We start from the raw sequence: 18860 nt of genomic DNA, 5'->3' as shown, positions 1-18860 counted from the left end.
TAACAGCATATGTCGTCAATTCGTGGAAAATTCCTGGTGGGGTCGCTGGTCACGGCGCTGGCCGTCGGCATGGCGTTCGACGCCGAGGCCAAGCGCATGGGCGGCTCGCGCAGCATTGGCAAGCAGTCCGAGTCGGTGACCCAGCGCCAGCAGACCCAGCCTACCTCGCCCACGCAACAGGCGCAGCAACCCGCACAGCAGGCGGCACCGGCCACCGCCGGCGCAGCCGGCGCGGCCGCGGCCGCGGCGCCCAAGCGCAACTGGGGCGGCATCCTCGGCGGCATCGCCGCCGGCCTGGGCATCGGCTGGCTGCTGTCGCACTTCGGCCTGGGCGGCGCGGCGCTGACCTTCCTGTCCAACCTGATCCTGATCGCGCTGGTGGCCTTTGCCGCGATCTGGCTGATCCGCAAGTTCCGTGGCAGCAAGCGCACGGCTCAGCCGGCCTATGCCGGTGCCGGCGGCGCGCCGAACCTCGGCCGCAACGCGGAGCCGATGTTCCGCGGCGAGCCGACGCCACTTTCGTCGGGCAACGTGTCGGGCAACGTGTCGGGCAGCCCGGTCCTGCCGGCATCCGCAGCGCCGGTCGCAGCGGGGGCCGTGGCGCAGCAGCCGTGGGGCGTGCCGGCCGATTTCGACGCCGAATCCTTCCTGCGCAACGCCAAGGTTCACTTCGTGCGCCTGCAGGCTGCATGGGATGCCGGCAACCTGGACGATATCCGCGAGTTCACCACGCCGGAAATGTTCGCCGAGATCAAGATGGACCTGGCCGAGCGCGGCGCCGAGGTCAACAAGACCGATGTGGTCACGCTCGAAGCCCAGCTGCTCGGCATCGAGTCGTCGCCGGCCCAGCACCTGGCCAGCGTGCGTTTCTCGGGCATGATCCGCGAGAAGGCGGGCGAGGCGGCGCAGCCGTTCGGCGAGGTCTGGAACCTGGCCAAGCCGGTCTCCGGCAGCGGTGGCTGGCTGCTGGCCGGGATCCAGCAAGAGTCCTGATGCCGCACCCCGCGGCGGTGATGCGCCGGGGGGAGTAGCTTAGAATGGAGGCCCACGCGAAAGCGTGGGCCTTTTTGTTTGCGACGCCGGTCCCGCGCGTCGCCGCCTGCCCGCCAACCGCGCTGTCATGAATACTCTGCCTTCCGCCCTGGCCACGCCTGCCGTCGCGGCACTGAATCACCTGCTCGAGCAGGAGCCGTGGGCCCGCAACCAGCTGGCGCCGTTTGCCGGACGCGTGATCCGTTTCGACGCCGCCGCCTTCGAGCTGTCGCTGAAGGTGACCGAACACGGCTGCACGGAGCTGGCACGCGCGGCCGAGGCGCCCGCGGTGACGCTGCGCGTGCCGGTGCAGCAGTGGCCGTTGGTTGCCGCAGACGTGGCCGAAGGTGGCCAGGCGGCCGCCATGCGCCATGTGCGCATCGAGGGCGACGCCGAGCTGGCCAATACGGTGTCGACGCTGGCGCGCAACCTGCGCTGGGATGCCGCCGAGGACCTGTCGCGCGCGCTGCGCGGCATCCTCGGCGGGCCGGTCAGCGACAGCGTGGCGCAGCGCGTGGTCGATGGCGCGCGCCAGGTCCATGAGCAGGCCACGCGCGTGGGCCGGGCGCTGCTGGACAACGTCACCGACTACCTGCTAGACGAACAGCCGACCCTGGTACGCCACGCCGCGCTGGATGACTTTGGCGCCGGCGTGGGCCAGGTGCGCGACCGCCTGGCGCGGCTGGAGAAGCGGCTGGAGCGCCTGGAGCGCGGCGGCACGCCGCCAGCGCCGGGCTCCTCCGGCCCGTCCGGCGCGTCCGGCCCGTCCGGCAAGCTGCCGTCGCCGCACCGCTGAGGCGGCCAAGCCGCGCTTCCCCCCGATCATCCACTGACTGCCTGCCCGGCCCCGTGAAGACTCCCGAATGACCCGCCTCCTGCGCCTTGGCAAGATCCTTTTCGTCATCCTCTACTACGGCCTGGACGAGCTGGTGCTCTCCGGCTTCAGCAGCCGCAGGATCCGTTTCCTGGTGCGGGTCATCACCATCGGCCGCAAGCTCGACATGCCGCGCGGCGTGCGGCTGCGGCTGGCGCTGACGCGGCTGGGCCCGATCTTCGTCAAGTTCGGCCAGGTGCTGTCGACCCGGCGCGACCTGATGCCGCCGGATATTGCCGACGAACTGGCCAAGCTGCAGGACCAGGTGCCGCCGTTCGATTCGGCGGTGGCGGTCAGGATCATCGAGCGCTCGCTGGGGCGGCCGCTGGACCAGCTGTTCGAGACCTTCGAGCACCAGCCGGTGGCCAGCGCCTCGATCGCGCAGGTGCACTTCGCCACGCTCAAGGGCGGCCCCTGCCATGGGCGCGAGGTCGCGGTGAAGGTGCTGCGCCCGGGCATGCTGCCGGTGATCGACAGCGACCTGGCGCTGATGCGCGACATGGCCACCTGGCTGGAGCGCTTCTGGGCCGACGGCAAGCGCCTGAAGCCGCGCGAGGTGGTGGCCGAGTTCGACAAATACCTGCACGACGAGCTCGACCTGATGATCGAGGCGGCCAATGCCAGCCAGCTGCGCCGCAACTTTGCCGACACCAACCTGCTGCTGGTGCCCGAGGTGTTCTGGGACTGGTGCAGCAGCACGGTGTTCGTGATGGAGCGCATGCACGGCATCCCGATCTCGCGCACCGAGTCGCTCAAGGCCGCCGGCGTCGACATGCACCAGCTCGCGGAGGAGGGCGTCGAGATCTTCTTCACCCAGGTATTCCGCGACGGCTTTTTCCATGCCGACATGCACCCGGGCAACATCCTGGTGTCGGTGCAGCCCGAGACCTTCGGCCGCTATATCGCGCTGGACTTCGGCATCGTCGGCGCGCTGTCGGAATTCGACAAGAACTACCTGGCGCAGAACTTCATCGCCTTCTTCCGCCGCGACTATCACCGCGTGGCGCTGCTGCACGTGGAATCGGGCTGGGTCCCGCCCGAGACCCGCGTGGAAGAACTGGAAAGCGCGGTGCGCGCCTGCTGCGAGCCGTACTTCGACAAGCCGCTTAAGGAAATCTCGCTGGGCATGGTGCTGATGCGGCTGTTCCAGACTTCGCGCCGCTTCAACGTCGAGATCCAGCCGCAGCTGGTGCTGCTGCAGAAGACCCTGCTCAATATCGAAGGGCTGGGCCGCCAGCTCGATCCGGACCTGGACCTGTGGAAGACCGCCAAGCCGTTCCTGGAGCGCTGGATGCACGAGCAGGTGGGCTGGCAGGGCGCCTGGGAGCGGATCAAGGTTGAGGCGCCGCTGTGGGCCAAGATGCTGCCCGACTTCCCGCGCCTGGCGCACCAGTTCCTGGAGCGGCGGGCGCTCACCACCAACGGCGAGCAGGACAAGCTGCTGGCGATGCTGGTGGTGGAGCAGCGTCGCACCAACCGGCTGCTCGGCACCGCGGTGCTGCTGGTGGGCGGCTTTGTCGCCGGCATCGTACTCACGCATGTGCTGGGCTGGGCCGGCTACTGGTAGGCGCAGGCCAATACCACAAAGGACGGAGACAGACCCATGGGCGATACCACCAGGCCGGTGCCCGGCTTTACCACGCGCAATGCCGGCGACCCGGCGTTCTGGGACGAGCGCTTCAAGGAAGGCTTCACGCCCTGGGACCTGGGCGGCGTGCCGGAAGAATTCCGCCGCTTTGTCGAAGGCCGCCAGCCGTGTCCCACGCTGGTGCCCGGTTGCGGCAACGGCTGGGAGGCGGCGTGGCTGTTCGAGCGCGGCTGGCCGGTGACGGCGATCGACTTTTCTGCGCAGGCGGTGGCGTCGGCGCGGCGCGCGCTCGGGCCGGCCGGGGCGGTGGTGCAGCAGGGCGACTTCTTTGCCTTCACGCCGCAGCCGCGGTGCGAGCTCATCTACGAGCGCGCCTTCCTGTGCGCGCTGCCGCCGGCGCTGCGCGCGGCCTATGGCACCCGCGTGGCCGAGCTGCTGCCGCCGGGCGGGCTGCTGGCTGGCTACTTCTACCTGGGCGAGAACCGCGGCGGACCGCCGTTCGCGATGCCGGAGACGGAGCTCGATGCGCTGCTCGGGCCGGCCTTCGAGCGCATCGAGGACCGGCCCTCGGCCGCGCCGCTGCCGGTGTTCCAGGGGCAGGAGCGCTGGCAGATATGGCGCCGGCGCGGCGGCTGAACCCGCCGGGCATCCGGCTTGTGGCGCAGGCGGTGCCCCGCGTGGCGCATTCGCGCCAGCGGGGAATTTTTTTCGCCCGCGCCGGTCTGCGTCGCTATAATCCGCGTTTTGATTCGGCTACGACCGCGGGCCCCGCCGCGTTGCCCGCCTCGCCGGGACAGCGCCAGGCACCCCGATATGCGGCCCCGACCGATGAATTGGACTCCGGGCCACCGTGCGCGACCCGCGCCCTGCCGCCCGGCATTCGGTTTTTCGCCACAAGGGCACCTTCTGCATAGGGCAGCGGCATGCTGATCTGGTTTGTCATCATCTACTGGGTAATCTCGGTCGGCATCGGCCTGTGGGCGGCGCTGCGCGTGCGCAACACCACCGATTTCGCCGTCGCCGGGCGCAGCCTGCCGTTCCATATCGTCACCGCCACCGTCTTCGCCACCTGGTTCGGCTCGGAGACGGTGCTGGGCATCCCTGCCGTGTTCCTGAAGGAAGGCCTGTCGGGCGTGGTGTCCGACCCGTTCGGCTCGTCGCTGTGCCTGATCCTGGTGGGCCTGTTCTTCGCCCGGCCGCTGTACCGGATGAACCTGCTGACCATCGGCGACTACTACCACAACCGCTACGGGCGGCTGGCCGAGGTGCTGACCACGCTGTGCATCGTGGTCTCGTACCTGGGCTGGGTGGCGGCGCAGATCAAGGCGCTGGGGCTGGTGTTCTATACCGTGTCGGACGGCGCGCTGTCGCAGGAGGCCGGCATGATGATCGGCGCTGGCAGCGTGCTGGTCTATACGCTGTTCGGCGGCATGTGGTCGGTGGCGATCACCGACTTCATCCAGATGATCATCATCGTGATCGGCATGATGTATATCGGCTACGAGGTCAGCGGCCAGGCCGGCGGCGTCACGGCGGTGGTGTCGCACGCGGCCGCGGCGGGCAAGTTCGAGTTCCTGCCGGCACTGGATTTCGTGCAGATCATCGGCTTCGCCGCGGCGCTGTTCACCATGATGCTGGGGTCGATCCCGCAGCAGGACGTGTTCCAGCGCGTGACCTCGTCGCGCACCGAGCAGATCGCCGGCCGCGCCTCGGTGCTGGGCGGCGTGCTGTATTTCTGCTTTGCCTTTATCCCGATGTTCCTGGCGTATTCGGCCACGCTGATCGACCCGGGCATGGTGGCCAAGTACATCGACACCGACTCGCAGCTGATCCTGCCGCAGCTGATCCTGCAGCACGCGCCGATGTTCGCCCAGGTGATGTTCTTCGGCGCGTTGCTGTCGGCGATCAAGAGCTGCGCCTCGGCGACGCTGCTGGCGCCGTCAGTGACCTTTGCCGAGAACATCCTGCGCCCGTATTTCCGCCATCTCGACGACAAGCAGTTCCTGCGCGTGATGCAGACCGTGGTGCTGGTGTTCACCACGCTGGTGACGCTGTTCGCGCTGAACTCGCACCTGTCGATCTTCCATATGGTCGAAAATGCCTACAAGGTCACGCTGGTGTCGTCGTTCGTGCCGCTGGCCTTCGGCATGTTCTGGAAGCACGCCACCCGCCAGGGCGGGCTGGCGGCGATCCTGCTGGGCCTGTCATCCTGGCTGACCTGCGAGGTTGCCTTTGCCGATGCCGTGGTGCCGCCGCAGATGGTGGGACTGCTGTTCTCGGTCAGCGGCATGGTGATCGGCTCGCTGCTGCCGCAGTGGATTGCAGATCACGCGCCGGTCAAGGAAGTCCATATCGCCTGACGGCGCGGGGGCGCCCACCCCCTTATTTCCGCCGATCAGGCGGCCCCGGAACGGTTTATAATTCAAGGCTTTGCATCGCCGCGCGGGATATTCCCGCGGCCGCCCCGGCTGGCGGCGATGTCCGCCCTGGTACCGATTCCCAAGTTTTTCTCGCGAAATAACACCATGCCGATCTATGCCTACCGTTGCGACGCCTGCGGCCACGGGCGCGATGTGCTGCAGAAAATGAGCGATGCCCCGCTGACGGACTGCCCGTCCTGCGGCGCCGCCGGCGCGTTCAAGAAGCAGCTGACCGCTGCCGGCTTCCAGCTCAAGGGCTCCGGCTGGTATGTGACCGACTTCCGCGGCGGCAGCGGCGGCGCCAGCGCGCCCGCGGCCACCGGCGGCACTGCAGCGGCTGCGGCGAGCGCGCCGGCGGCGGCCGAATCGTCGTCGAGCGGCACGGCTGCAGCGAGCGCGGCGCCGGCTGCCGGCGGTTGCGGCAGCGCCTGCGCCTGCCACTGAGCCGGACCCGCCCGTGGTAGCCAAGAAGACTTCCGCTCTCAAGACCTGGTTCCTGACCGGGCTGCTGGTGCTGGTGCCGCTGGGCATCACGCTGTGGGTGCTGAGCCTGATCATCGGCACGATGGACCAGAGCCTGGCGCTGCTGCCGGAAGCCTGGCGGCCGGACCGGCTGATGTTCGGCAAGCGCGTGACCGGCCTGGGCGCGATCCTGACGCTGCTGTTCATCCTGCTGGTCGGGCTGCTCGCGCATAACTTCATCGGCCAGCGCCTGGTGCGCTGGTGGGAAGCGCTGCTGGGCCATATCCCGGTGGTCGGGCCGATCTACACCAGCGTCAAGCAGGTGTCCGACACGCTGCTGTCGTCGTCGGGCAATGCCTTCCGCAAGGCGCTGCTGGTGCAGTACCCGCGCGAGGGCTCGTGGACCATCGCCTTTCTGACCGGGCGCCCCGGCGGCGACGTGCAGAACCACCTGCAGGGCGAGTACGTCAGCGTCTACGTGCCGACCACCCCCAATCCGACCTCGGGCTTCTTCCTGATGATGCCCAAGGCCGACACCATCGAACTCGACATGACCGTCGACGCCGCGCTCAAGTACATCGTCTCGATGGGCGTGGTGGCACCGGCGGAATTGCCGCGCAAGAACGGCAGCGCGCCCCGGCCGGTATCCACGAGTCCGGCCGGCAGGTCCAGCAGCGAGGAACCGGTCCAGACCACCGATCCTTGAGCCTCCAAACTGATCACGGGCTGGCCGATGCTGTCGGGCAGCCGCGTTTTACCGGGAATCTCCTTATGTCCTCCATGCGTACTCACTACTGCGGTCTGGTGACCGAACAATTCTCGGGCCAGGAAGTGGCCCTGACCGGCTGGGTCCAGCGCCGCCGCGACCATGGCGGCGTGATCTTCATCGACCTGCGCGACCGCGAGGGCCTGGTGCAGGTGGTGTGCGACCCGGATCGCCCCGAGATGTTCAAGGCCGCGGAAGAGATCCGCAACGAGTTCTGCATCCGCGTCACCGGCAAGGTGCGCCCGCGTCCGGCCGGCACCGAGAACGCCAACCTGACCTCGGGCAAGATCGAGGTGCTGTGCCATGAGCTGACCGTGCTGAACCCGTCGGTCACGCCCCCGTTCCAGCTCGACGACGACAACCTGTCCGAAACCACGCGCCTGACGCACCGCGTGCTGGACCTGCGCCGCCCGCAGATGCAGTACAACCTGCGCCTGCGCTACAAGGTGGCGATGGAAGTGCGCAAGTACCTGGACGCGCAGGGCTTCATCGACATCGAGACCCCGATGCTGGGCAAGAGCACGCCCGAAGGCGCGCGCGACTACCTGGTGCCGTCGCGCGTGAACCCGGGCCACTTCTTCGCGCTGCCGCAGTCGCCGCAGATCTTCAAGCAGATGCTGATGGTGTCGGGCTTCGACCGCTACTACCAGATCACCAAGTGCTTCCGCGACGAGGACCTGCGCGCCGACCGCCAGCCGGAATTCACGCAGATCGACTGCGAGACCTCGTTCCTGACCGAGCAGGAAATCCGCGACCTGTTCGAGGACATGATGCGCACGGTGTTCAAGAACGCCATCGACGTCGACCTCGACGCGAAATTCCCGGTGATGGAGTTCCGCGAGGCGATGGCCCGCTTCGGCTCGGACAAGCCTGACCTGCGCGTCAAGCTGGAATTCACCGAGCTGACCGAGGTGATGAAGGACGTCGACTTCAAGGTGTTCTCGGGCCCGGCCAACAGCGACAACGGCCGCGTGGTCGGCCTGCGCGTGCCGGGCGGCGGCGCCATCTCGCGCGGCGAGATCGATGCCTACACCCAGTTCGTCGGCATCTACGGCGCCAAGGGCCTGGCCTGGATCAAGGTCAACGAAGTGGCCAAGGGCCGCGACGGCCTGCAGTCGCCGATCGTCAAGAACCTGCACGACGCCGCCATTGCCGAGATCCTGAAGCGCACCGGCGCGCAGGACGGCGACATCATCTTCTTCGGCGCCGACAAGGCCAAGGTGGTCAATGACTCGATCGGCGCGCTGCGCCTGAAGATCGGCCACTCGGACTTCGGCAAGGCCAATGGCCTGTTCGAGGACGCCTGGAAGCCGCTGTGGGTGGTGGACTTCCCGATGTTCGAGTACGACGAGGAAGACGCGCGCTGGGTCGCGATGCACCACCCGTTCACCAGCCCCAAGGACGAGCACCTGGAATACCTCGAGACCGATCCGGGCAAGTGCGTGGCCAAGGCCTACGACATGGTGCTGAACGGCTGGGAAATGGGCGGCGGCTCGGTCCGTATCTATCGCTCGGACATCCAGAGCAAGGTGTTCCGCGCGCTCAAGATCAACGACGAGGAAGCGCGCGCCAAGTTCGGCTACCTGCTCGACGCGCTGCAGTACGGCGCGCCCCCGCACGGCGGCCTGGCCTTCGGCCTGGACCGCATCGTCACGATGATGGCTGGTGCCGACTCGATCCGCGACGTGATCGCCTTCCCCAAGACCCAGCGTGCCCAGGACCTGCTGACGCAGGCACCGAGCTCGGTCGACGAGAAGCAGCTGCGCGAGCTGCATATCCGCCTGCGCACCGCCGAACCGAAGCCCAACGCCTGACCGGTTCCCGATCGCATGATCTGCAAGAAAAGCCGCGCGGTTGCGCGGCTTTTTTGCTTTTTGCGCAACATCGGCACCCGGCGCATTGGTTTCGATTTGTTACCGGTCGGAACGAAGCCGGCGGCGGGCCGGTCTCCTTCCTTTGACACGTAATTTGCCGAGGGGCCCTGTCATGAAGGTCCCCGGCACTCGGGAGGAAATTCGTGAACCTGAACCTGGATACCGAACTGATCCGCCAGTTCCTGCTGGCCCACCAGGAAACCATCCTGACCTGGCTGGCGGCCGGACTGATCATGATGCTGCTGGCCCGTTTCGAGCTGCGTCGCGCCCAGCGCCGCGCGGCGCAGGCCATGTCCGAATCGGTGGCGACCACGGTGGCCGCGTGCGTGCCCGATATCGCCCACGCGGTGCAGGCGGCGTCGCCCCAGGCGGCGGCCGAGCCGGTCGAGATGCAGCGCGCCGAAGCCCTGCGCCGGCTGGCACTGGACACCGTCGGCGTGGTGATGACGCGCGGACGCTGGCTGGACGAGCTGGGCAACCTGCGCGTGGCTGACGATGCGCTGCTTGCCGGACAGCGCGCCGATGGCGCTGATCCGCTGCTGGTGGTGGCGCCGCAACCGGTGGTGCAAGCCTACCTCGATGCGCAGCGCGTGTTCGAGGACGAGGCCGCGCAGGTGCAGGCGCTGCGCCGCGACGCCCAGCGCGTGCAGGAGGCGCTGCAGGCGCTGGATACCGAGGCCGCCCATATCGAACAGGAAACCGGCAGCATCGTGCTGCGCTTCGAGCAGGTCAATGCCCAGGCGGCGCAGGGCATGGATGGCGGCGATTACCAGCGCTTCCTGATCCAGAAGTACAACACGCTGGGCCAGCGCGAGAAGGAAATCGCGCAGGAACGGATGCGGCTGCAGGGCGAAGTGCGCCAGCGCGCCGACGCCCTGGCCACCCACGCGCATGCCGCCGCCAAGCGCTACCGCCACGCGCTGGCACCGCTGATGGAGCAGCTGCGCGCGGCCTGGGGCCACGGCGAATCGCCGCAGGTGTTCGACACCTGGCAGCGCCACGGCAGCACCGAACCCTACCTGGCCCCGCACGGCATGCAGGGCGCGCGCAGCGCAGCCTGACACGGCCACAAGTTGCGGCGCCCGCGCACGGGCGCCGCAGCGCTTTCCCGTGGCAAGCGCGCGCGCCTGCGCTATCCTTGGGTTTGTCCTTTGGCCCAGACCCATGTCATACAAGATCCCGGAATCCGTGCTGGTGGTGATTTACACGCCAGATCTTCAAGTCTTGCTGCTGGAACGCGCCGATCGCCCGGGCTTCTGGCAGTCCGTCACCGGCAGCCTCGACACCCTGGACGAACCCCTGGCTCTGACCGCCGCGCGTGAAGTCGCCGAGGAAACCGGCATCATCGCCGGCGAACACCAGCTGACCGACTGGGGCCATGCCATCCAGTATGACATCTATCCGCAGTGGCGCCACCGCTACGCCGAAGGGGTGACGCGCAATACCGAGCACTGGTTCGGCCTGCGCGTGGCCGAGGCACTACCGGTGACGCTGGCGCCACGTGAACACCTGCAGTACAAGTGGCTGCCGTGGCAGCAGGCGGCGCAACAGTGCTTTTCCAGCAGCAATGCCGATGCCATCCGCCAGCTGGGATGGCGCGCGGGCGGTGCCGGCGCGCCGGCCGCTGCGGGCACCGATGCCAGCCGCGAGGCAGCCCTCGGAGGCCGGCCATGAAGCTGCGCGTGGTCACCTACAACATCCACAAAGGGGTGACCGGCCTGTCGCGGCGCCCGCGCATCCAGAACGTGCGGGCCGGCCTGCATGCCATGGATGCCGACATCGTCTTCCTGCAGGAAGTGCAGGACCGCAACGACCGCCTGGTGGCGGCGGCGCTGTTTGATCCCGACCATACCCAGCTCAACTACCTGGCGACCGATGCGTACCCGCATTCGGTCTACGGCCGCAATGCGGTCTACGACTACGGCCATCACGGCAACGCGATCCTGTCGCGCCATCCGATCCTGATGTCCGAGAACCTCGATATTTCCGACCACCGCTTCGAGCAGCGCGGGTTGCTGCACGCGGTGGCGGACGTGCACGGCGTCGAGACCCACCTGATCTGCGTGCATTTCGGCCTGTTCGCGCGCAGCCGTGCGCGCCAGGCCGAGGCCCTGGTGGAGCGTGTGCAGAACGTGGTGCCGGCGGGCGTGCCGCTGGTGATCGCCGGCGACTTCAACGACTGGAACCACCGGCTCGACGCGCAGATCTGCAATACGCTGGGCGCGGTCGAGGCCTCGCATGCGCGTGGGGCGCGGCTGCACACCTTTCCCAGCCATATGCCGTGGTGGCAGCTCGACCGCATCTATGTGCGCGGCTACGAGATCGAACGCGCCCACGCGCTGACCGGGCGCGACTGGGCGCAACGCTCCGACCACGTGCCGCTGGTGGCGGAGCTGGGCCATCCGCTCGGCGAAATGGTGGAGCGGGACGCGCCCGCGGACAAGGCCGCCTGAGGCAGAGCCCGGTCAGCCCGCGCCGCCGTCGCGGCCGGGCAGGGGATAGTCGCGGATAAAGGCGAACACCGCCTGGGCATCGTTCAGGTCCAGCACTGGCAGCGTGGTCATGGCGGCGACGGCGGCGGGATCGTCGCTCGCGACCGCCACCACGCCCGGCACCTCGTCCCATAGCGGTGCACGGCCCAGCGCGGGGCGGAATACTTCGAGCTTGGGAAAATCGCTGCGTTTGTATCCTTCCACCAGCACCAGGTCGGTATCGGGCGGCAGCACCGCGAGCGCGTCGTCGAGCTCGGGTGACGGCACGGCCTCGGGGTAATGGCGCATCAGCGTCAGGTGGCGCGCGCCGACCAGCACGACGTTGGCGCAGCCGGCCGCGCGCATGCGCCACGAATCCTTGCCGGGCGTGTCGGGATCGAAGCCGTGGTGGGTGTGCTTGACGCCGGCCACGCGCAGGCCAGCGCCGACGAAGCAGGGGATGAGCTGGTCCAGCAGCGTGGTCTTGCCGCTGCCGGACGAACCGGTAATGCCGAATACCTTCACCATGGTTTCCGTAGGGGGCGTCGGGAGTCTGCCTGCAGCCACCTGCGGTAGCGGCGGGGCGGGCATCGGCATCGACGATAGCAGAGTTCCGGGCGGCAATGTGCAGGCTGCGCCTTGCCCGCGGCAAACTGTCCGATAATCACGGCATGTCACGGATCTCCCACTCCGCCCAGGCCGAGAGCGCCCCGGTGCACGACACCGCCACCTCCGGCGAGCCGACCTATCGCCACCACATGCTGCGCTGGGCCTGGCGCCGCGGCAAGCCCACCACCGGCAATACCGTTCGGCTGCTGCACGGCGGCCACGACTTCTTTCCGGCGCTGATCGCCGCCATCGACCAGGCCGCGTTCCAGGTCATGCTGGAAACCTACATCTATGCCGACGACGAGGTCGGCCGCGCCGTCGCCGACGCGCTGATCCGGGCCGCCGCGCGCGGGGTCGCGGTGCGGGTGACGGTGGACGGCTTCGGCGCCGGCGACATGCCCGCCGAGCTGGCCGAGCGGCTGCGCGCGGGCGGCGTGCGCCTGCGCGTCTACCGCGCCTTGCGCGGCTTCCGCCTGGCGCGGCGCCACCTGCGCCGGCTGCATCGCAAAGTCGCCGTGATCGACCGCCATGTCGCCTTCGTCGGCGGCATCAACATCATCGACGACCACAACCACGGTCCCTTCGAAGGCGCCAACCTGGGGCCGCGCTATGACTTCGCGGTGCAGGTCAGCGGGCCGCTGGTGGACCGCATCGCGCTGTCGTCCGAGCGGCTGTGGTGGCGGCTGTCGCTGCGCGAGGCGCGCGGCAGCGAGCGCGCCGCGGCGGTCGCCGACTACCCGCTGGTGACCGACCTGCCGCCGCGCCCCGAAGCCACCGGCGGCATTCGCGCCACGCTGCTGCTGCGCGACAACCTGCGCAACCGCCGCACCATCGAGCGCGAATACCTGCGCGCGCTGGGCGCGGCGCGCCACGACGTGATCCTGGCCAACGCCTACTTCCTGCCCGGCCACAAGATGCGGCGCGCGCTGCTGGCCTGCCGCGAGCGCGGCGTGCGCGTGCGGCTGCTGCTGCAGGGCATGGTCGAATACCGGCTGCAGCACTACGCCACCCATGCGCTCTATGCCTCGTTGCTCGAGGCCGGGGTCGAGATCTACGAGTACGCCGAGAGCTTCCTGCACGCCAAGGTCGGTGTGGTCGACGAGGCCTGGGCCACGGTCGGGTCGAGCAACATGGACCCGTTCAGCCTGCTGCTCGCGCGCGAGGCCAACGTTGCCGTTTATGATGCGGCCTTCGCCGCTGAACTGCGCGAAGCGCTGGAGCGCGCCATTGCGCACCGCAGCGTGCGCGTGCTGCCCGACGTGCATGCGCGGCGCTCGCCGCTGCACCGGCTGGCCAACTGGACGGCCTATATGCTGCTGCGACTGGGCGTGATCATTGCCGGCGTCACCGGCCGCTACTGAAACGGCGTGGCGGCCGGTGTGCGTTTGCTGCCATGCGGCAACGGCCGCGCTGAAACCGGTGGCAGCATCGCGGCTGGCGGACATGCTGCATTGCAGTCCGTTTAGAAACAGCGGTCTAATTAAAAGCTTGATGGGCAGGTGCCGCGCCAGAATAATCTGAACGACCGTTCTTTTTTGGCTTAGACTGCGTGCATTCGCGGTATGCACCGGCAAATCCGCCGGCCGCCCGCAAGCAATGAATGCAACGTCAGGGTCATACGCGGTGCCGCAGCAGGCGCCGCAGAACGGAGAAAAAACATGCGACACCAGTCAGCCCGTCTCGAATCCGCCGCCTCGTCGCCCTCGCCCATGCGCAAGGGCGAGATGACGCGCGTGGCGATTCTGGATGCCGCACTGGAATTGTCGTCCCGCGACGGGCTCGAAGGTCTGACCATCGGCCTGCTCGCGGAACGCATGCAGATGAGCAAGAGCGGCGTCTTCGCGCATTTCGGTTCGCGCGAGGACCTGCAGGTGGAGGTGGTGCGGGAGTATCACCGCCGGTTCGAGCAGGAGGTGTTCTATCCCTCGCTGCAGGAGCCGCGCGGCCTGCCCCGGCTGTGGTCGATGGTGCGGCGCTGGATGGAGAAGCGCATCCAGGAAGTGACGACGGGATGCATCTACATCAGCGGCGCGGTGGAGTACGACGACCGTGCCGGCAGCCTGGTGCGTGACGAGTTGGTCAAGAGCGTCACCATCTGGCGGGCAGCGCTGACCCGCGCCATCAACCAGGCCAAGGAAGAGGGGCATCTGCGCGCGGACTGCGATCCGCGCCTGATGCTGTTCGAGATGTACAGCCTTGAACTAGGCTTGCATCATGACGCCCGTTTCCTGCGCCTGCCCGACAGCGCCGAGCTTGCCATGGTCGCGCTCAACAAGCTGATTCAGTCTTACCGTACCTGAGGCCGTCGGGTCGGACCGGATCGCGTCAAGCGAGGCGGGCGGCGTGGCGGCATCGCACAACTCCAAGGAGTCTCTGATGGGCCAGTACACCGCACCGTTGCGCGACATGCAGTTCGTGCTCCATGAACTGCTCGGCGCCGAAGCCGAACTCAAGGCGATGCCGCCGCACGCGGACATCGACGCGGACACCATCAACCAGGTCATCGAGGAAGCCGGCAAGTTCTGCTCGGACGTGGTGTTCCCGCTCAACCAGGTGGGCGACCGCGAAGGCTGCACCTATGTCGGCGACGGCGTGGTCAAGGCGCCCACCGGCTTCAAGGAAGCCTACCAGCAGTATGTCGAGGCCGGCTGGCCAGCGCTGGCGTGCGACCCGGCCTTCGGTGGCCAGGGCCTGCCGATCGTGGTCAACAACGTGGTCTACGAGATGCTGAACTCGGCCAACCAGGCCTGGACCATGTACCCCGGCCTGTCGCACGGCGCCTATGAGGCCCTGCACGCACACGGCACCCCCGAGCTGCAGCAGGCCTACCTGCCCAAGCTGGTGTCCGGCGTGTGGACCGGCACCATGTGCCTGACCGAGCCGCATTGCGGCACCGACCTGGGCATCCTGCGCAGCAAGGCCGAGCCGCAGGCCGACGGCTCCTACCTGATCACCGGCACCAAGATCTTCATCTCCGCCGGCGAGCACGACCTGGCCGAGAACATCATCCACCTGGTGCTGGCGCGCCTGCCGGACGCGCCGGGCGGCACCAAGGGCATCTCGCTGTTCGTGGTGCCCAAGTTCATCCCGGATGCCAGCGGCAACCCGGGCGAGCGCAACGGCATCCAGTGCGGCTCGATCGAGCACAAGATGGGCATCCACGGCAACGCCACCTGCGTGATGAACCTGGACGGCGCGCGCGGCTGGATGGTGGGCGAGCCCAACAAGGGCCTGAACGCCATGTTCGTGATGATGAACGCCGCGCGCCTGGGCGTGGGCGCGCAGGGCCTGGGCCTGACCGAGGTGGCCTACCAGAACTCGGTCGCCTACGCCAAGGACCGCCTGCAGATGCGCGCGCTGACCGGCCCGAAGGCGCCGGAGAAGGCCGCCGATCCGATCATCGTGCATCCCGACGTGCGCCGCATGCTGCTGACCCAGCGCGCCTACGCCGAAGGCGGCCGCGCCTTCAGCTACTGGACCGCGCTGCAGATCGACCGCGAGCTGTCGCACCCGGACGAGGCCGTGCGCAAGCAGGCGGGCGACCTGGTCGCGCTGCTGACCCCAGTGATCAAGGCGTTCCTGACCGACAACGCCTTCACCTCGACCAACGAGGGCATGCAGGTGTTCGGCGGCCACGGCTACATCTCCGAATGGGGCATGGAGCAATACGTGCGCGACGCCCGCATCAACATGATCTACGAAGGCACCAACACCATCCAGGCGCTGGACCTGCTGGGCCGCAAGATCCTGGGCGACATGGGCGCGAAGATGAAGGCCTTCGGCAAGATCGTGCAGGAATTCGTCGAGGCCGAAGGCACCAATGAAGCCATGCAGGAGTTCGTCAACCCGCTGGCCGACCTGGGCGACAAGGTGCAGAAGCTGACCATGGAAATCGGCATGAAGGCGATGGGCAACGCCGACGAAGTGGGAGCCGCCGCGGTGCCGTACCTGCGCGTGGTGGGCCACCTGGTGTTCGCGTACTTCTGGGCCCGCATGGCCAAGATCGCGCTGGAGAAGCAGGGCAGCGGCGACAAGTTCTACACCGCCAAGCTGGCCACCGCGCGCTTCTACTTTGCCAAGCTGCTGCCGGAAACGGCCGCCGAGATCCGCAAGGCGCGCGCCGGTTCGGCTTCGCTGATGGCGCTGGACGCGGATCTGTTCTAAGTCCGTCGGTCCCGCGAAGGCGGGAACCCGGCGTCGTTACAGGCGCTGACGGAACACCAAAGTCACTGGGTCCCCGCGTACGCGGGGACGACGATTTACAACGCTCATTGCTCAGGAGCGAGTATGTCCAATTTCATCGTCAAGAAAGTCGCCGTGCTGGGTGCCGGCGTCATGGGCGCGCAGATTGCCGCCCACCTGATCAACGCGCGCGTGCCGGTGGTGCTGTTCGACCTTCCCGCCAAGGACAAGGACGGGGGAGGGGCCCCGTCCGCTTCCCCGGTCGCGAAGAACGGCATCGCCCTGCGCGCCATCGACAACCTGAAGAAGCTGTCGCCCGCGCCGCTCGGCATCAAGGACGAGGCCGGCCTGATCCAGGCCGCCAACTACGAGGACGATATCGCGCTGCTGAAAGAGTGCGACCTGGTGATCGAAGCGATCGCCGAGCGCATGGACTGGAAGCACGACCTGTACAAGAAGGTCGCGCCGCACCTGGCCGCGCACGCGATCTTCGCCACCAACACCTCGGGCCTGTCGATCACCGCGCTGTCCGACGGGTTTGACGATAACCTGAAGTCGCGCTTCTGCGGGGTCCACTTCTTCAACCCGCCGCGCTACATGCACCTGGTCGAGCTGATCCCGACCGCGACCACGCAGCCGCAGATCCTCGACCAGCTGGAAGCCTTCCTGACCACCACGCTCGGCAAGGGTGTGGTGCGCGCCAAGGACACGCCCAACTTCATCGCCAACCGCGTCGGCATCTTCTCGATCCTGGCGGTGTTCGCCGAGGCCGAGAAGTTCGGCATCCCGTTCGACGTGGTCGACGACCTGACCGGTGCCAAGCTGGGCCGCGCCAAGTCCGCGACCTTCCGCACCGCGGACGTGGTCGGCCTGGACACCATGGCGCACGTGATCAAGACCATGCAGGACAACCTGCACGACGACCCGTTCGCGCCGGTTTACAAGACCCCGGCGGTGCTCAAGGGCCTGGTCGACGCGGGCGCGCTCGGGCAGAAGACCGGTGCCGGCTTCTACAAGAAGGAAGGCAAGGCCATCAAGGTGCTCGACGCCAAGACCGGCCAGTACGTCGAGTCGGGCAAGAAGGCCGACGAGATCGTGGTGCGCATGCTGAAGAAAGAGCCGGCCGAGCGCATCAGGCTGCTGCGCGAATCGACCAACCCGCAGGCGCAGTTCCTGTGGGCGGTGTTCCGCGACGTGTTCCACTACATCGCCGTGTACCTGGAGCAGATCGCCGGTTCCGCCGCCGATATCGACCTGGCGATCCGCTGGGGCTTCGGCTGGAACTCCGGTCCGTTCGAGGACTGGCAGTCGGCCGGCTGGAAGCAGGTGGCCGAGTGGGTGAAGGAAGATGTGGAAAGCGGCAAGGCGCTCTCGGCCGCGCCGCTGCCGGCATGGGTCTTTGAAGGCCCCGTCGCCGAGCGCCAGGGCGTGCATGCCGCCGAAGGTTCGTGGTCGCCGGCGACGCAGTCGTTCGTCGCGCGCAGCACCTTGCCGGTGTACCAGCGCCAGGTGTTCCGTGCCGCGCTGAAGGGCAGCGAAGCGGTCGATCCGCGCAAGGCGGGCCGCACCGTCGAGGAAAACGACGCCGTGCGCATCTGGGTCAGCGAGGGCCAGGACGACGTGCTGGTGGTCTCGTTCAAGAGCAAGATGAACACCATCGGGCCTGACGTGATCGACGGCCTGACCCGCGCCATCGACCTGGCCGAGGCTGGCTACAAGGGCCTGGTGGTGTGGCAGCCGACCTCGCTGCAGCTGGGCGCGCCGGGTGGCCCGTTCTCCGCCGGCGCCAACCTGGAAGCGGCGATGCCGGCCTTCATGATGGGCGGCGCCAAGGGCATCGAGCCGTTCGTGAAGAAGTTCCAGGACGGCATGATGCGCCTGAAGTACGCCTCGGTGCCGGTGGTGTCGGCGGCGTCCGGCATCGCGCTGGGCGGCGGTTGCGAACTGATGCTGCATTCGGCGGCACGCGTGGCTGCGCTGGAAACATACGTGGGCCTGGTCGAAGTCGGCGTGGGGCTGGTGCCCGCCGGCGGTGGCCTGAAGGAAGCCGCGCTGGCCGCAGCACGCGCCGCGCAGGCAGCGGGCAGCACCAACATCCTGCAATTCGTGACCAGCCGCTTCCAGAGCGCGGCGATGGCCAAGGTCTCCGCATCGGCGCTGGAAGCGCGCCAGATGGGCTACCTGCAGCCGTCGGACAGGATCGTCTTCAACGTGCACGAGCTGCTGCACGTGGCGCAGAACGAAGTGCGCGCGCTGGCCGATGCCGGCTACCGCGCGCCGCTGCCGGCGCTGATCCCGGTGGCCGGCCGCTCGGGCATCGCCACCATCAAGGCGTCGCTGGTCAATATGCGCGACGGCGGCTTTATCTCCGCGCATGACTTCCTGATCGCCACCCGCATCGCCGAAGTGGTGTGCGGCGGCGACGTCGAGGCCGGCGCGCTGGTCAGCGAGGACTGGCTGCTGGCGCTGGAGCGCAAGGCCTTCGTCGACCTGCTGGGCACCGCCAAGACGCAGGAGCGCATCATGGGCATGCTGCAGACCGGCAAGCCGGTGCGTAACTAATCAGGCTAGCGAGGAACCGA

The 18860-nt window shown here is 67.9% G+C and carries 16 protein-coding genes; 15 read left to right on the top strand and 1 reads right to left on the bottom strand.

Annotated features, from left to right (window positions below):
* The first annotated feature begins 9 nt into the window (after nt 1-9).
* The 11 genes from AC3FMM_RS05250 to AC3FMM_RS05200 all read left to right on the top strand — a co-directional run bounded on the left by AC3FMM_RS05250 (nt 10) and on the right by AC3FMM_RS05200 (nt 11469).
* On the top strand, nt 10-993 hold the full coding sequence (locus AC3FMM_RS05250) for a Tim44 domain-containing protein (RefSeq protein ID WP_488686201.1): 984 nt from the start codon (nt 10-12) through the stop codon (nt 991-993).
* 127 nt (nt 994-1120) lie between these two features.
* Complete coding sequence (locus AC3FMM_RS05245) at nt 1121-1828, top strand: ubiquinone biosynthesis accessory factor UbiJ (protein WP_414249790.1); 708 nt, start codon at nt 1121-1123, stop codon at nt 1826-1828.
* A gap of 67 nt (nt 1829-1895) precedes the next feature.
* Complete coding sequence (gene ubiB / locus AC3FMM_RS05240) at nt 1896-3473, top strand: ubiquinone biosynthesis regulatory protein kinase UbiB (RefSeq protein WP_116312135.1); 1578 nt, start codon at nt 1896-1898, stop codon at nt 3471-3473.
* Nucleotides 3474-3509: 36 nt separating this feature from the next.
* Complete coding sequence (locus AC3FMM_RS05235) at nt 3510-4130, top strand: methyltransferase domain-containing protein (protein WP_115708126.1); 621 nt, start codon at nt 3510-3512, stop codon at nt 4128-4130.
* A gap of 287 nt (nt 4131-4417) precedes the next feature.
* Nucleotides 4418-5854: a high affinity choline transporter 1 gene (locus AC3FMM_RS05230; protein WP_115708128.1), complete on the top strand. Its 1437-nt coding sequence runs from the start codon at nt 4418-4420 to the stop codon at nt 5852-5854.
* Between the two features lie 165 nt (nt 5855-6019).
* The gene (locus AC3FMM_RS05225; RefSeq protein ID WP_115711538.1) at nt 6020-6358 is read left to right on the top strand and encodes an FmdB family zinc ribbon protein; all 339 of its coding nucleotides are present in this window, start codon (nt 6020-6022) and stop codon (nt 6356-6358) included.
* 13 nt (nt 6359-6371) lie between these two features.
* Nucleotides 6372-7082: a DUF502 domain-containing protein gene (locus AC3FMM_RS05220; protein WP_115708130.1), complete on the top strand. Its 711-nt coding sequence runs from the start codon at nt 6372-6374 to the stop codon at nt 7080-7082.
* Nucleotides 7083-7147: 65 nt separating this feature from the next.
* Complete coding sequence (gene aspS / locus AC3FMM_RS05215; RefSeq protein ID WP_115708132.1) at nt 7148-8956, top strand: aspartate--tRNA ligase; 1809 nt, start codon at nt 7148-7150, stop codon at nt 8954-8956.
* A 209-nt stretch (nt 8957-9165) separates the two neighbouring features.
* Nucleotides 9166-10077, top strand: a complete 912-nt coding sequence (locus AC3FMM_RS05210) for a hypothetical protein (protein ID WP_116313226.1) — start codon at nt 9166-9168, stop codon at nt 10075-10077.
* 103 nt (nt 10078-10180) lie between these two features.
* Entirely contained in the window at nt 10181-10690 is a 510-nt protein-coding gene (gene nudB / locus AC3FMM_RS05205; protein WP_115708134.1) for a dihydroneopterin triphosphate diphosphatase, read from the top strand.
* On the top strand, nt 10687-11469 hold the full coding sequence (locus AC3FMM_RS05200; RefSeq protein ID WP_115708136.1) for an endonuclease/exonuclease/phosphatase family protein: 783 nt from the start codon (nt 10687-10689) through the stop codon (nt 11467-11469). The genes nudB and AC3FMM_RS05200 overlap by 4 nt, the downstream gene beginning before the upstream one ends.
* Nucleotides 11470-11481: 12 nt before the next feature.
* Here the strand turns inward: AC3FMM_RS05200 and mobB are convergent, their stop codons facing one another.
* Nucleotides 11482-12012 carry a molybdopterin-guanine dinucleotide biosynthesis protein B gene (mobB, locus tag AC3FMM_RS05195; protein WP_115711541.1) on the bottom strand — a complete coding sequence of 177 codons (531 nt, stop codon included), beginning with the start codon at nt 12010-12012 and terminating at the stop codon, nt 11482-11484.
* Nucleotides 12013-12110: 98 nt separating this feature from the next.
* Here mobB and clsB point away from each other — a divergent pair, with 98 nt between their 5' ends.
* From clsB to AC3FMM_RS05175, 4 genes are all read left to right on the top strand, one after another.
* On the top strand, nt 12111-13457 hold the full coding sequence (clsB, locus tag AC3FMM_RS05190; protein ID WP_488686199.1) for a cardiolipin synthase ClsB: 1347 nt from the start codon (nt 12111-12113) through the stop codon (nt 13455-13457).
* 348 nt (nt 13458-13805) lie between these two features.
* The gene (locus AC3FMM_RS05185) at nt 13806-14396 is read left to right on the top strand and encodes a TetR/AcrR family transcriptional regulator (RefSeq protein ID WP_025583452.1); all 591 of its coding nucleotides are present in this window, start codon (nt 13806-13808) and stop codon (nt 14394-14396) included.
* 76 nt (nt 14397-14472) lie between these two features.
* Nucleotides 14473-16260, top strand: coding sequence for an acyl-CoA dehydrogenase C-terminal domain-containing protein (locus tag AC3FMM_RS05180; protein WP_115708140.1), 1788 nt, complete (start codon nt 14473-14475; stop codon nt 16258-16260).
* Between the two features lie 123 nt (nt 16261-16383).
* Nucleotides 16384-18840, top strand: a complete 2457-nt coding sequence (locus tag AC3FMM_RS05175) for a 3-hydroxyacyl-CoA dehydrogenase/enoyl-CoA hydratase family protein (protein ID WP_326347003.1) — start codon at nt 16384-16386, stop codon at nt 18838-18840.
* The last annotated feature ends 20 nt before the right edge of the window (nt 18841-18860 follow it).

This window comes from Cupriavidus sp. 207A1 (assembly GCF_057798955.1).
This window is presented reverse-complemented; position numbering and strand designations above follow the sequence as displayed.

Excerpts from the sequence above, each read along its gene's own strand:
- AC3FMM_RS05185 (WP_025583452.1), top strand. The coding sequence starts at position 13,806 with ATGCGCAAGGGCGAGATGACGCGCGTGGCGATTCTGGATGCCGCACTG.
- AC3FMM_RS05225 (WP_115711538.1), top strand. The coding sequence starts at position 6,020 with ATGCCGATCTATGCCTACCGTTGCGACGCCTGCGGCCACGGGCGCGAT.
- AC3FMM_RS05250 (WP_488686201.1), top strand. The coding sequence starts at position 10 with ATGTCGTCAATTCGTGGAAAATTCCTGGTGGGGTCGCTGGTCACGGCG.
- aspS (WP_115708132.1), top strand. The coding sequence starts at position 7,148 with ATGTCCTCCATGCGTACTCACTACTGCGGTCTGGTGACCGAACAATTC.
- AC3FMM_RS05175 (WP_326347003.1), top strand. The coding sequence starts at position 16,384 with ATGTCCAATTTCATCGTCAAGAAAGTCGCCGTGCTGGGTGCCGGCGTC.
- clsB (WP_488686199.1), top strand. The coding sequence starts at position 12,111 with ATGTGCAGGCTGCGCCTTGCCCGCGGCAAACTGTCCGATAATCACGGC.
- AC3FMM_RS05200 (WP_115708136.1), top strand. The coding sequence starts at position 10,687 with ATGAAGCTGCGCGTGGTCACCTACAACATCCACAAAGGGGTGACCGGC.
- AC3FMM_RS05235 (WP_115708126.1), top strand. The coding sequence starts at position 3,510 with ATGGGCGATACCACCAGGCCGGTGCCCGGCTTTACCACGCGCAATGCC.
- ubiB (WP_116312135.1), top strand. The coding sequence starts at position 1,896 with ATGACCCGCCTCCTGCGCCTTGGCAAGATCCTTTTCGTCATCCTCTAC.
- nudB (WP_115708134.1), top strand. The coding sequence starts at position 10,181 with ATGTCATACAAGATCCCGGAATCCGTGCTGGTGGTGATTTACACGCCA.
- AC3FMM_RS05180 (WP_115708140.1), top strand. The coding sequence starts at position 14,473 with ATGGGCCAGTACACCGCACCGTTGCGCGACATGCAGTTCGTGCTCCAT.
- AC3FMM_RS05245 (WP_414249790.1), top strand. The coding sequence starts at position 1,121 with ATGAATACTCTGCCTTCCGCCCTGGCCACGCCTGCCGTCGCGGCACTG.
- AC3FMM_RS05230 (WP_115708128.1), top strand. The coding sequence starts at position 4,418 with ATGCTGATCTGGTTTGTCATCATCTACTGGGTAATCTCGGTCGGCATC.